Annotated in this window: 13 protein-coding genes; 6 read left to right on the forward strand and 7 right to left on the reverse strand. The window is 64.8% G+C overall.

Annotated elements, in window-relative coordinates:
• The first annotated feature begins 1 nt into the window (after position 1).
• Positions 2-682 (forward strand): helix-turn-helix domain-containing protein, encoded by a 681-nt coding sequence (locus AC07Y9_RS04430; RefSeq protein ID WP_102680544.1) that lies wholly within the window; start codon positions 2-4, stop codon positions 680-682.
• 1 nt (position 683) lies between these two features.
• Here the strand turns inward: AC07Y9_RS04430 and AC07Y9_RS04435 are convergent, their stop codons facing one another.
• Complete coding sequence (locus tag AC07Y9_RS04435) at positions 684-1,571, reverse strand: sterol desaturase family protein (RefSeq protein WP_102680543.1); 888 nt, start codon at positions 1,569-1,571, stop codon at positions 684-686.
• A 153-nt stretch (positions 1,572-1,724) separates the two neighbouring features.
• Here AC07Y9_RS04435 and AC07Y9_RS04440 point away from each other — a divergent pair, with 153 nt between their 5' ends.
• On the forward strand, positions 1,725-2,042 hold the full coding sequence (locus AC07Y9_RS04440; protein ID WP_102690449.1) for a PepSY domain-containing protein: 318 nt from the start codon (positions 1,725-1,727) through the stop codon (positions 2,040-2,042).
• Between the two features lie 63 nt (positions 2,043-2,105).
• Here AC07Y9_RS04440 and AC07Y9_RS04445 read toward each other — a convergent pair whose 3' ends face one another.
• The gene (locus AC07Y9_RS04445; protein WP_102680541.1) at positions 2,106-3,731 is read right to left on the reverse strand and encodes a methyl-accepting chemotaxis protein; all 1,626 of its coding nucleotides are present in this window, start codon (positions 3,729-3,731) and stop codon (positions 2,106-2,108) included.
• A gap of 274 nt (positions 3,732-4,005) precedes the next feature.
• On the opposite strand from AC07Y9_RS04445, the gene AC07Y9_RS04450 reads away from it, so the two are divergent.
• Both AC07Y9_RS04450 and AC07Y9_RS04455 read left to right on the forward strand, forming a co-directional pair.
• Positions 4,006-5,028 carry a transporter gene (locus AC07Y9_RS04450; protein WP_102680540.1) on the forward strand — a complete coding sequence of 341 codons (1,023 nt, stop codon included), beginning with the start codon at positions 4,006-4,008 and terminating at the stop codon, positions 5,026-5,028.
• Between the two features lie 149 nt (positions 5,029-5,177).
• Positions 5,178-6,794: an inorganic phosphate transporter gene (locus AC07Y9_RS04455; RefSeq protein WP_102690450.1), complete on the forward strand. Its 1,617-nt coding sequence runs from the start codon at positions 5,178-5,180 to the stop codon at positions 6,792-6,794.
• Positions 6,795-7,000: 206 nt separating this feature from the next.
• Here AC07Y9_RS04455 and AC07Y9_RS04460 read toward each other — a convergent pair whose 3' ends face one another.
• The 4 genes from AC07Y9_RS04460 to AC07Y9_RS04475 are packed head-to-tail and all read right to left on the reverse strand — an operon-like array spanning position 7,001 to position 10,506.
• Positions 7,001-7,606 carry a PqiC family protein gene (locus tag AC07Y9_RS04460; protein WP_102678957.1) on the reverse strand — a complete coding sequence of 202 codons (606 nt, stop codon included), beginning with the start codon at positions 7,604-7,606 and terminating at the stop codon, positions 7,001-7,003.
• Positions 7,603-9,291 carry a PqiB family protein gene (locus tag AC07Y9_RS04465; protein ID WP_053262325.1) on the reverse strand — a complete coding sequence of 563 codons (1,689 nt, stop codon included), beginning with the start codon at positions 9,289-9,291 and terminating at the stop codon, positions 7,603-7,605. Before AC07Y9_RS04465 ends, AC07Y9_RS04460 begins: the two co-directional genes overlap by 4 nt.
• Complete coding sequence (locus AC07Y9_RS04470; RefSeq protein ID WP_102678958.1) at positions 9,284-9,898, reverse strand: paraquat-inducible protein A; 615 nt, start codon at positions 9,896-9,898, stop codon at positions 9,284-9,286. Before AC07Y9_RS04470 ends, AC07Y9_RS04465 begins: the two co-directional genes overlap by 8 nt.
• Complete coding sequence (locus AC07Y9_RS04475) at positions 9,898-10,506, reverse strand: paraquat-inducible protein A (protein ID WP_007925154.1); 609 nt, start codon at positions 10,504-10,506, stop codon at positions 9,898-9,900. The genes AC07Y9_RS04470 and AC07Y9_RS04475 overlap by 1 nt, the downstream gene beginning before the upstream one ends.
• Before the next feature lie 144 nt (positions 10,507-10,650).
• On the opposite strand from AC07Y9_RS04475, the gene AC07Y9_RS04480 reads away from it, so the two are divergent.
• Positions 10,651-11,298, forward strand: coding sequence for a TetR/AcrR family transcriptional regulator (locus AC07Y9_RS04480; protein WP_009045192.1), 648 nt, complete (start codon positions 10,651-10,653; stop codon positions 11,296-11,298).
• Positions 11,299-11,310: 12 nt separating this feature from the next.
• Here the strand turns inward: AC07Y9_RS04480 and AC07Y9_RS04485 are convergent, their stop codons facing one another.
• On the reverse strand, positions 11,311-11,754 hold the full coding sequence (locus AC07Y9_RS04485) for a multidrug/biocide efflux PACE transporter (RefSeq protein WP_007925152.1): 444 nt from the start codon (positions 11,752-11,754) through the stop codon (positions 11,311-11,313).
• 90 nt (positions 11,755-11,844) lie between these two features.
• On the opposite strand from AC07Y9_RS04485, the gene AC07Y9_RS04490 reads away from it, so the two are divergent.
• The gene (locus tag AC07Y9_RS04490; RefSeq protein WP_053262327.1) at positions 11,845-12,699 is read left to right on the forward strand and encodes a LysR family transcriptional regulator; all 855 of its coding nucleotides are present in this window, start codon (positions 11,845-11,847) and stop codon (positions 12,697-12,699) included.
• The last annotated feature ends 195 nt before the right edge of the window (positions 12,700-12,894 follow it).

The following is a 12,894-nucleotide window of genomic DNA, read 5'->3' on the forward strand; positions in this document are numbered from 1 at the left end:
CGTGCGCACGCCCGAGTGGACAGGCCAGCTGTGGCTCGGGCGTGACTACGGACTGATCCAGGGCGAGCTGGGGCGTACCGCGCCTCACGCCCACTACGCCCATCAACTGATCCTCGCCCCCGCCGCACCGGTCACCGTCAGCCTCGACGGCCTGCCCTGCACCGCCCGACAGGTGTTTATCCCGGCCATGCAACGGCATGCCATCCTCGATGCGCCCGGGACCCTGTTCACCCTCTACGCCGAACCGCTGACGATTGACGCCCAGGCCCTGCAAGACAGCCTGCTGGGTGTCGAGCTGACGCTGCCGGCACTGACCGAGGCACTGCGGCGTTGCCCGCGCCGAATCTTGCAGGACCGACGGATCGAAAAGGCCCTGGCGGCCCTCGACCGACAATTGGCCGGCAAGGTCTCGGCCAGTGCCCTGGCAGCCCACGCGCACCTGTCCCTGAGCCAGCTCGAACGGCTGTTCAGCGGCCAGCTTGGGTTGCCGGTGCGGCGCCTGGTGCTGTGGCGGCGCCTGCGCCTGGCGATGGGCCTGGTGCTGGCGGGCCAGGCCATCACCGAGGCGGCTCATGGCGCCGGGTTCGCCGATTCCGCGCATTTCTCCCGCACCCTGAAAACCCTGTTCGGCGTCACCGCGCGCCAGGCCCTGCAACATATCGAGTTGCGCCTGCTGGACTGACTCAACGGCGCAACGGCAAGGGCACCGGCGGTTCTTCATGCACGGCTTGCCTGCTGAAGGGTGCCAGCAACTGTCGCCAATACGCCTGCGGATAATCCGGCTGGCTGCCGATGCCCAGGTCGCCCTGGCGGATCGGGTAGGCCGAGGAATAAAACGCCGTGCCCAGCAACCAGTCCCAGACATTCAGGAACAGGCCGAAATTCACATTGCCGGCGGTGCCGTACTTCATGTGGTGAAAGCGATGCATCGGCGCCCAGGCAAACACCCAGCCCAGGGGACCGGGGCGCATGTCGACATTGGAGTGCTGCAACAGCAGCTGGATGGCAATGGCAAACGCCAGCAGTTGCGCCACCGGCAAGGGGATTCCCAAAAACAGCAGCGGCAATAGTCCGGCGCTGGCTTCCAGCAACTGATGCAGCGGGTGCTTCATCAAGCCGTTGAAGCCATACAAACGCTGCACGCTGTGATGCACCGCATGCAGGCGCCACAGCCAGGGCAGCCGATGGCTGAAGTAATGCGCCAGGGTCAGGCCGCAGTCGGCGATGACCATCGCCAGCGCCAACTGCGCCCACAGCGACCAGCCGCGCGGCCACAGGCCATCGAACGCCAGCAGGCTCACCAGCCCCGGCAACAGCAGCAACCCCAGGGCGTTCAGGCTTTCATTGACCAGCGCGTGCAACACGTCGCGCAAGCGATCCTGTTGCGGGCGGTTCCAGTCCACCTCATAGGGCAACCACCACTCCGCCAGAAAGGACACCCCGAGCGCCCCGGCGAACACCAGCAGCAACCAGCCCGGGGCCAGCCCCGGTGTGCCCATCACCCACACGCCAGCGCCGATGAAGCCGGCGAAAAACGCGGGACCGTACAAACCTTTGATCATTGCTTTCATCACTGCCTCTCCTGTTCGAGAGCACAGCTTGAAAGACCCGAGGGCCACGGCGATTGAACAAACGGCGCAAAGCTTGCGCTGAATTAAGGGTGAATTAAGTTGTGCCGGCTAATCTGAACCCACTCAAAACGAATCACCCCAAGGAAAGACACTATGAAAACGTTGACTGCCCTGTTCGCCGCTACCGCCCTGACCCTGACCGTCGGCCTGGCCCAGGCCGACGTGCGCCCGGACCTGATCCCGGGCCTGCTCAAGGCTGGCACCATCATGGACCTGGAAAAACTCAACCAGGCAGCACTGGCCGAACACCCTGGCACCACCGCCGCCAACATCACCGACACCGAGCTTGAGCAAACAGCGGCCGGCGTCTACGTCTACCAGGTGGAACTGCGTGACGCCAAGGGCGTCGAGTGGGACGTCGACCTGGATGCCAAGACCGGCAAGGTCCTGAGCAACAAGCAAGACAAGTAATTCTTCAGGACAAAAAAAGCCGCGCGGCCGAAAGGCCACGCGGCTTTTTCATGCCCTGGCGCATCAGGCACTCAGGCGTGCCGTCACCTCGTTCAACTGCCCCGACAGCTCGTGCAGGTTCTGGCTGGCGCGCTCGGTGCGCTGCACGTTATCCAGGTTGGTGCTGGCGATCGTGGTGATCTCGGTCAGGTTGCGCGAGATGTCCTCGGCCACCGAGGTCTGCTCTTCCGCCGCCGTGGCGATCTGCCGGTTCATGTCGCGGATCGCCTCGACCGCCTCGGTGATCCGCTCCAGCATGGCGCCGGCCTGGGTCACCTGCTCGACGCTGGCATCGCTGCGCGCCTGGCCACTCTCGATCGCATGGGCGGCGTCCAGCGCGCCGGTCTGCACGCTCTGGATAATCTGGTTGATCTCGATGATCGACGCCGCGGTGCGCTGCGCCAGGCTGCGTACCTCGTCGGCGACCACGGCGAAACCACGCCCGGCCTCGCCGGCCCGCGCCGCCTCGATGGCCGCGTTGAGCGCCAGCAGGTTGGTCTGCTCGGCGATGCCGCGGATCACCTCCAGCACCTTGCCGATACGCCCGCTGTCGGCTTCCAGACGGCGGATCACCTCGGCGGTGTTGGCGATTTCGCCACGCATCAGGGTGATGGTGTGGATGGTGCCCTGCATCACCTGCTCGCCCTGCTGGGCCGATTGGTCGGCGTCATCGGCGGCGCGCGCCGCATCCGCCGCATGGCGCGCCACTTCCTGGGCGGTGGCGGACATTTCGTTCATCGCCGTGGCGACCTGATCGGTGCGATTGAACTGATCGTTGGTGCCCTGGGACATCAGGGTGGCAATCGCATTCAGCTCGCCGCTGGAGCTGTCCAGGTCGATGGCGCTGCGCTGCAGGCGGCTGAAGGTTTCAGCGAGGAAATCCCGCAAGGTGTTGGCGGCCACCGCCAGCTTGCCCAGCTCGTCCTGACGGCTGCTGGCCACGCGCTCGGCAATCCGCCCACGGCTGAGTTGCGCCACGTAGTCGATCAACTGGCGGATCGGCTCCACCAGGCTGCGGTTGACCAGCCACAGGCTCAGCAGGCCAATCAGCAAACCCGAGGCCAGCATCACCAGCAGGCCGATCCACACCGTGCGCTGGGCGGCGGCGCTGATGTCGCGCGACCGCTCGCTGCCCTGCTTGCGCAGCTCGCTCACCAGTTCGCTCATCTGCTCGCTGGTGGCGCGGTCCACGCCCTTGACCGCGGCATCGCCGGCGGCCGGATCGGCACCGGCGGCGACAAAGGCATCGCGGCCTTTCTGGTACGCCGTGCCCAGCAGCCGGTGCTCTTCACGCAAGCGCTCGATACGGCCCTTGAGCGCCGCATCGATGCCGGGCTCGGCCGCCAGCTGGCCAAGAATGCCCTGCACATCGCGCTGGCGATCCTCGAACTGCTGCCAGTATTTGCTCAGGTCGGCGCTCTGCTTGCCACGCAGCAACACGTTTTTCCATTCCTGCACCTGGACCTTGAATTGCAGGTTGGCTTCATCGATCAACTGCGAGGTGCGCAACGGCCCCTCGATCAGTTCGCGATAACTTTGCACGCCGTTGGACAGGAAGTGAAAACACGCCAGCGCGATCAACAGCACCGCCAGCAGGCTGCCGCTCAACAAAGCCAGAACTTGCGCTCTCAGGGATTTTTGCAAGGACATCGAATGAGATCTCTCAACAGGGATAGAGCACGCCCGAGGCGGGCATGGGTAGCGTGCAAACATCCCTGTCAGGCAAACCGGGGCAAGCCGATCGCGCAGTCGTCGTAGGCGTGATCGGCCTGAAACAGGCTTTCTTGAGCGCCTCCGACAGCCGGTTATAACCGCCGAATGTCGCACTTCGAATCGTCACAAAATAGTCATGAAGCCTTGCGATGATCGGGCTCAAGTGAACCTGTAAAACCGCCTACAGGTGCCTTCCCACCTGCGAGCCTCCATGAACCACAGCCTCGACCATGCCCATCGCGATTCGGATCTGTTCGGCCTGCTCTACGGCTTTGCGTTCCGCCCCGGCGAGCGGGGTCGCGAACTGGATTCGGCCAAGGCCCTGCAAGCCCTGCAACAGCCGGACGATGGCGAGGCGTTTCTCTGGCTGCACCTGAACCTGGCCCATGCCGCCTGCGAACGCTGGATGCAGACGCACCTGGCCCTGCCCGAGGAATTCTTCGAGGCCTTGCACGAAGGCTCGCGCTCGACCCGTATCGAGCATGTGGATTCGGCCCTGCTGGCGGTGGTCAACGACGTGGTGTTCAACTTCGGCAGCATGGTTTCCTCGGACATCTCCACCCTGTGGGTCTGCGTGCGCAGCCGGCTGATCGTCAGCGCGCGCCTGCAACCCTTGCACTCGGTGGACAAGCTGCGCTCCTCGGTCAAGGCCGGCGAACGTTTCCGCTCGCCCCTGGAACTGCTGGTGCACCTGCTGCGCGACCAGGGCGAAGTGCTGACCCAGATCGTGCGCAAGACCAGCCTCAACGTCGACCAGATCGAAGACCAGTTGCTGGCCGCGCGGATCTCCACCAACCGTGCCGAGCTGGGGGCCATGCGCCGGGTGCTGGTGCGCCTGCAACGCCTGCTGGCGCTGGAGCCGGGCTCGCTGCTGCGGCTGCTCAACCGTCCGCCGCAGTGGCTGCAGAAGGAGGACGTCAAGGAGCTGCGCAAGTCCACCGAGGAGTTCGCCCTGATCATCAACGACCTCACCGCCCTCGGCGAACGGATCAAGCTGCTGCAGGAAGAAATCGCCGCCAATATCAACGAACAGACCAACCGCACCCTGTTCACCCTGACCGTGGTCACTGTGCTGGCGCTGCCGATCAACATCATCGCCGGCTTCTTCGGCATGAACGTCGGCGGCATTCCCTTCTCCGAGGACCCGGAGGGCTTCTGGATCCTCGTCGCGCTGGTCGCCACCTTCACCGTCATCGCCGGCCGCTGGGCGTTTCGCAAGCGCCAGGATATGTAGGCCGCCGCCCGCTCGCTCCTACATAAAATGGCGCGGCTTCTTGATCAGTGGTTAAAGGATTCACCCAAACACTGACCTGAGGCAGCCTCTCTGTAATATTTGGCAACGATCATGGGCGACACTCCTCCCTGCCACAGGATTGTCCGGCAATGGCCACCCCTTCCCTGACCGCCGCCTCCCCTTCCCCCGCCCTCGAAGCCAGACCGCAACTGGACAAAAAAGCCAGCCCCTTCACCCTGGTGGTGTTCTTCGCGGTCCTCGCCATGGGCCTGTTGTTCACCGCCTACAGCCTGATGCACGACGTGCACGAGCTGGGCACCACGGTCACCACCTGGACCCCGTTCCTGCTGCTCGGCGTGGCGCTGCTGATCGCCCTGGGCTTCGAGTTCGTCAACGGTTTCCACGACACCGCCAACGCCGTGGCCACGGTGATCTATACCCACTCGCTGCCGCCGCATTTCGCGGTAGTCTGGTCGGGTTTCTTCAATTTCCTCGGCGTGCTGCTGTCCAGCGGCGCGGTGGCCTTCGGCATCATCGCCCTGCTGCCGGTGGAGCTGATCCTGCAGGTCGGCTCGTCGGCCGGCTTCGCCATGATCTTCGCCCTGCTGATCGCCGCCATCCTGTGGAACCTCGGCACCTGGTGGCTGGGCCTGCCGGCCTCGTCGTCCCACACCCTGATCGGCTCGATCATCGGCGTCGGCGTGGCCAACGCCCTGATGCACGGCCGCGACGGCACCAGCGGCGTGGACTGGAGCCAGGCCACCAAGGTCGGCTACGCCCTGCTGTTCTCGCCGCTGATCGGCTTCGCCTTCGCCGCCCTGCTGCTCCTGGCCCTGCGCCTGTTCGTCAAGAACCGCGCGCTGTACAAGGCGCCCAAGGGCAACACCCCGCCGCCGTGGTGGATTCGCGGCATGCTGATCGTCACCTGCACCGGCGTGTCCTTCGCCCATGGTTCCAACGACGGCCAGAAAGGCATGGGCCTGATCATGCTAATCCTGGTCGGCACCCTGCCCATGGCCTACGCGCTGAATCGCACCATGCCGGCCGACCAGGCCCTGCAATTCGCCGCGGTGGCCGAGGTCACCCAGCAAGCCCTGGTGAAAAACGCCCCGCAACCGGCCCCGGCCGACCCGCGCGCGGTGCTTTCCGACTACGTGCGCAGCAAGGAAGCCACGCCGCAGCTGGTCCCGGCCCTGGCCGCCCTGACCGGTCATATCGGTGCCGAAGTGAAGGGCTACGGCTCATTAGCCAAGGTGCCGGCCGAAGCCATGGGTAACGTGCGCAACGACATGTACCTGAGCAGCGAAACCATCCGCCTGATGGACAAGTACCAGGTCGGCGACTTCGACGCCGATACCCAGGGCAAGCTGCAACTGTTCAAGCAGCAGATCGACAACGCCACGCGCTTCATTCCGCTGTGGGTGAAGATCGCCGTGGCCATCGCCCTGGGGCTGGGCACCATGGTCGGCTGGAAACGCATCGTGGTCACCGTCGGCGAAAAGATCGGCAAGACCCACCTGACCTACGCCCAGGGTGCCTCGGCGGAAACCGTGGCGATGCTGACCATCGGCGCCGCCGATATGTTCGGCCTGCCGGTGTCCACCACCCACGTATTGTCTTCAGGTGTGGCCGGGACCATGGTCGCCAACGGCGGCGGCCTGCAGATGCAGACCATCCGCAACCTGCTGATGGCCTGGGTACTGACCCTGCCGGCGGCGATCCTGCTGTCCGGCAGTCTGTACTGGCTGTTCACCCAATTGTTCTGAGCCCGCCTCTTCGGCTGAATCGGCGGTGTGGCTGCTGACGCCATCGCGAGCAAGCTCGCTCCTACAGGGGCGGGATTGCCCTTCGGTATATGGCCCCTGTAGCCGCTGCCGCAGGCTGCGATCGGACGGTACGGCCGCTGCGTACTGAAGATCGCTGAAGGCCTGCGGCCTTATCGCAGCCTACGGCAGCGGCTACAAGAGCCGGGTCAGGGACAGCGGGTGGCAGGGTTTTGCGCCCAGCGTTTGGCGGTGCCGGCAATGCGCTTGGCCAGCTCGTCGATGGCCCGCTGGTGGGCCTGGACCAGGCTCGACAGCTCGACACTGGCCGGCTGGCTGATACGGCTGCTGCAGGTCAGGCTGCGGCGCTCGACGCCATCGCCGCGCAGGCGCAGGTTCCACACCACATCGATCAGCGCATAACGCCCTGGCACCGATTCGAAGCGGCGCACATCGGTCTGCAACGACAGGATCGGCTGCCCCGCGGACTTGGGCAGGCCTTCCAGGTTGCGCGTGCCCAATTGCTGCTCCATCTGGCTGGCCAGGGCATCGTGGAACTCATCCACCAGCGGCGCGCTCCAGCGCGCGGTTTCCAGGATCGCCAGGGTGCCGCCGTCCTGGCGCACCACGACTTGCGGCTGGTCGACCTGCATCGGAATGCGCACCCCGGCCATCTCAAACTGCAGGCCCGACGCCGCGCCGCCAGCCGCCGCTGGCTCGGGCGCCGGCGGCATCAGGGTGTAGTAATGGGTCGGCGCCGAGCTGCAGGCCGCCAGGCCCAGGGACGCGATCAGCAACACTAGAGTTTTTTTCATGGCTGGACTTCCGATTCAGGCTCACGAGAAGACGAGGTCGAGGATTTGTAGGCGTCCGGCTGATTGTCCTTGAGCCGCCCACGGATCAGTGCTTCGGGATGACGACTGAGGAAGTCGGTGAGCACCCGTACCGAACGGGCGGTGCGCTGCACTTCGTCCATCGCCTGGCCCAGTTGCAGACGCTGCGGCGAGTCCTCGGCGAAGCTGTCGTTGGCCGTGGTCAGGGTTTTCTTGGTCTGCTCCAGGGTGTCGCGCATCTCCGGCAATACCTTGCCGTTGACGTTCTGCAAGGTCTTCTGCATCTCGGTCAGGCTGCCATTGAGGTTGTTGGCGATAGCATCGATCGGCAACTTGCTGATCTTCTCCACCACCCGCTGCAACTGCTCCTGCAACTTGTCGAGGCCGCCCGGCACGGTGGGAATTTCCAGCGGCCGCGCGGTCGCATCGAAAGCCACCGGCTTGGCGTTGGGGATGAAGTCCATGGAGATATACAGCTGGCCGGTCAGCAGGTTGCCGCTGCGCGCCTGGGCCCGCAGGCCGTGCTGGACGAAGGCACCGATCAGGTAGCCTGCGCGACTTTCGTCGGCACCGCTGAGCTTCTCCAGTTGCTGATGGACCTTGCCCAGGCGTGCCGGGTAGATCACCACGCCGACCACGGTGGAGAAGGTCTTTTTCTGCTCGTCGTAATCCAGGTCCATCGACACCACCCGGCCGATGTTCACCCCCAGGAACTCCACCGGCGCATTGAGCGCCAGCCCGCGCAGGGTCTGGTCGAAACGCATGCGCATGTAGTACGGGTCGCCATCGGGCGGCGCCAGCGCGGTGTCCTGGTCGGCGAACAGCTGGTAGCTGGCGTTTTCCTCGGCCGGCTTGGCGTTGGGGCTGTACTTGGGTTCGACGAAGGCGATGCCGCCGGCGAGGATCGACGACATGGATTCGGTGTTGACCTTCAGGCCGTTGGCGCCCAGGGTCACGTCCACGCCGCTGGCGTTCCAGAAACGCGAGTCGGTGGTGACGAACTGGTCGTTGGGCGCGTTGACGAAGATCCGCACGTCCACGCCCTTGCCGTTTTCCGACAGTTTGTAGGAAATCACCTGGCCCACCTCGATGCGCCGGTAATAGACCGGCGAACCGACGTCCAGCGAGCCCAGGTCATCGGTGCGCAGGGTGAAGCGCTTGCCCTTTTGCCCGTAAGTCACCGGGGGCGGCGTTTCCAGGCCGACGAAGCTCTTCTTGCGTTTTTCTTCCTGGCCGGCGTCGGCGCCGATAAAGGCCCCCGACAGCAGGGTGTCGACCCCGGACACACCGCCCGCGCCAATGCGCGGGCGCACCACCCAGAACATCGAGTCGGCGGCGGTGAAGGACTCCGCCGACTGGTCCAGCTCGACCTTGGCGATCACCTTGCTGCGGTTCTTGCTCAAGGCGATGGAGGTGACCTTGCCGATCACCACGTTCTTGTATTTGACCTGGGTCTTGTTGGCTTCCAGGCCTTCGGCGGTCTGGAAGCTGATGGAGATCTCGGGCCCGGCCGACAGCGACTTGTGCACCAGCATCGATAGGCCGACCAGGGCCGCGACTATGGGCACGATCCACACCAGCGAGATATTGAACCGACGCGTCCTGACCGCGGGGGTGCCCGGCCTCGCTGGCGCGCTTGAAGCGTTGGAACCTGGATGATCAGACATCTTCAACCTCTACATCCCAGATAAGCCGGGGATCGAAACTCATGGCCGCGAACATCGTCAGGACCACGACCAAACCAAAAAACAGGATGCCCATGCGCGGCTCGATCGAGCTCAGGGCGTGGAATTGCACCAGCGCCGCCACCAGGGCGACCACCAGCACGTCGAGCATCGACCAGTAGCCGATCACCTCGATAAAGCGGTACAGCTTGGCGCGCTCGCGCATCGCCCAATGGCTGCGGCGCTGGCAGGTGATCAGCAGCATCCCCAGGACCAGGAACTTGCTGCACGGCACCACCACGCTGGCGATGAAGATCAACAGGGCAATGTCCCAGGAGCCGTGCTGCCAGAACTCCAGCACGCCGCTGAGAATGGTGTTTTCGCTGCCGCTGCCGAAGATCTGGGTATACATCACCGGCAGCACGTTGGCCGGGATGTAGAGAATCAGGCTGGCCACGAGAAAGGCCCAGGTACGGCTCAGGCTGTTGGGTTTGCGCGCATGCACCACGGCCTCGCAGCGCGGGCAGTAGTGAACGTCCCGGGGGCAGGTCTGGCCGCAGGTGTGGCACAGCATCAGGCCCAGGTCGCGGGCGTAGGGAGGCTGGTTCATCAGTAGCGGCCCTCCAGGTCGTCCCAGAGGCGGCGGATGCCCTTGCCGGAAATCAGGATGATCAGCACCGTCAGCATCGCCAGCGACCACAGCCCCAGGCCCGGGTGCACGTCGAGCATGCCGGCCAGCTTGACGATGGCCACCAGGATGCCCAGCAGGCACACCTCCAGCATGCTCCACGGCCGCAGGTGTTCCAGGGCCCGCATGCAGGCCTTGAAGCCCGGCGCCGCGCGCCCGATGTTGGCAAAGCCCAGCACCCAGCACAGCAGGGCAATCTGCAGGCCGGGGGCAAGGATGATGGCCAGGCCGGTGACGGCGGCGATCAGGCTGATGCGGCCCTGGGCCAGGGCTTCGACCGACTGCCAGAGGGTGGCTTCGTTGCTCAGGCCTTCGAGGCTGATGCCGATCACCGGAAAGGCGTTGGCGAACACGAACAGCAGCGCCGCAGTGATCGACAGGGCCAGCAGCTGCTGCACGTTCAGGTGCCGGGCGCGCTCCAGCACCGCCCCGCAGCGCGAGCACTGGGAGGTCTGGCCTTTTGCAAGCGGCACGGACTCGTACAACGAATCGCAATGCTCGCAGATGATCCAGTTGGGAGAGAGTGTCATGGTCTTCGAGTCAGGTGGGACAGCGGAGGGCGCTGATCCATGGCGCGTATTCTCTGCAAAAGTAGAGGATGGTGTCTAGTTTTACCTGAGGACTGCAATCGCCCTGGTGCGCCATAATGTATGCCCCTTGCTGCCTCTCAGACCATGAACGATTCAAAAATGCTCCCGGCCAAAAACCCGCGCTCGCCGAAACAGACTCGTGGCCATGAACGGGTCACGGCGATTCTCGATGCCTGCGCCCACCTGCTGGTCAGCCAGGGAGTGGCCAGCCTGACCATGCATGGCCTCGCGCGCGAAGCCGGCACCTCCATCGGTTCTCTGTACCACTTCTTCAGCGACAAGCAGAGCGTGCTCGACGCCCTGGGCCAGCGCCATATCGACGCCTTCGAACAGATCACCGCCAACCTCCTGGCCATCGACCCGGCCACCTGGGTCGAGTCGAGCAGCCAGGAGGTGATCGACCGGATGATCATGCCGATCATGGAATACCTCGAGACCCATCCCGACCTGCTGCAGATGATCAGCCCCACCTTCACGCCCTGCCAGCTCCAGGCCCCGACCATCCAGGCGCGAATCCAGGAAACCTACGACCGCATGCTCGCCCTGCGCCTGCCCACCGCCAGCGCCGCGGAGCGCGACGCTTACGTGACGGCCATGCGCGGATTACCCATCGGCCTGTTCCAGGTTGCCCTGGAGAATAGCCAGCTCAAGAGCATCCTGCTGTTGCAGGAAGTCCCCCGGGCGATGAAGGCCTACCTCGAAGCCATCGAGCGGCACCACGCCGCCCGCTGACCCCAGCGCTGTTCAACTGGCGCGATCGAGCGGACGACGCAGCATCAAGCGTTCCCGCACCAGGTCGTAACCCCAGTGATAGACATAGGTGTACGGCAGGAAGAACAGCAGCACGCCGATGTCGAGAATCAACGCCTGCATCAGGCTGACCTGCAGCCACCAGGCAATCAGCGGCACGCTTACCGCCACCAGGCCACCTTCGAACAGCAGCGCATGGGCGACCCGGGTCCAGCCGCTGGGCGCCAGGGCCAGGCGCTTGAGCAGGCGGTCGAACAGGCCATTGAAGACCACGTTCCAGGCCAGGGCGATCAGGCCGATGGCGATGGTCGCCACGCCCATGTCGACAAAGGGCTTGTCCATGATCCAGGCCAGCAGCGGCGTACACAGCGCGAACGCCAGCAGCTCGAAGCCCACGGCCTGGAAAACCCGTTCGGTCAAGGATTTGGTGTTGCTCATGATCCGGCTCCCGCCAGTGAATGTGGTTGCCATGATCACCTTAGGTTCCGATACTTCATAATCATTAACCATCGAGCAAGGCGATAGTTCATGGCCTCACACGAAGTACTGCTGGCCTTTGTCCAGGCGGCCACCCAAGGCTCGTTTTCCGCGGCCGCGCGCAAGCTCGGCAAGAGCCAGTCGACCATCAGCGCGGCGGTGGCGAGCCTGGAGATCGACCTCGACCTGCAGCTGTTCGACCGCAGCAGCCGCAAGCCCGCCCTTACCCCGCAAGGCCACGTCATGCTGCAGCGGGCCGAAGACATCCTGGCCGCCACCAGCCGCCTGGAAATGGCCGCCAGCCAGCTGGCCCAGGGCGTGGAAGCCAAGCTCACGGTGGCCCTGTCCGACACCTATCAGTCGGATCGTTTCGAGACCTCGCTGAGCGCCTTCGAACAACGCTACCCGGACCTGGAACTGGAATGCCTGATCGCCGAATGCGACGACCTGATCGAGCTGGTCCAGCGCGGTCGGGCACAGATCGCCTTTGCCGAGATGCAGCCCGAATACCCGGCGGACCTCGACCATTCGACGGTGGACGAGCGCACCGAAATCGCCCTGTTCGTGTCGCGCAACCACCCCTTGGCGGCGCTGAAAAATATCGATCAGGCGCGCCTGCAACAGCACCGCGAGCTGCGCCTGGCGACCATCGTCAACCCCTACGACAGCCGGGCCCGGGGCCGGGTGTGGTCGGCGCCGAGCTATCTGATGCTGCTGGAAATGGCCCAGGGCGGCTTTGGCTGGGCGCCCCTGCCGCGCTGGCTGGTGGAACGTTTCGGCGCCGACAGCCTGGTGGAACTCGATGCCCGTGGCTGGCCGCGCAACGTGGCGGTCGATGCCCTGTGGTCGCGCCTGCACCCGCCAGGTCCGGCGGGCAGCTGGTTGCTGGGGCGGATGCTGGAATAAGCGTTTTTTGCAGAGGCTCGCCCCGCTGGCGGCCGCTCCGCGCCCGATCGCAGCCTGCGGCAGCGGCTACAGGGTTCGGCTGATCTGAAGAAAAGCGCATCGTTACGACGTTTCCGAGGTCGCTCCCGGCCCCTCCTCACGCCACCCTCCCTGTAGCCGCTGCCGCAGGCTGCGATAAGGCCAACAGGGTTCGGC

The sequence above is a fragment of the Pseudomonas sp. GW456-L12 genome, from assembly GCF_059424045.1.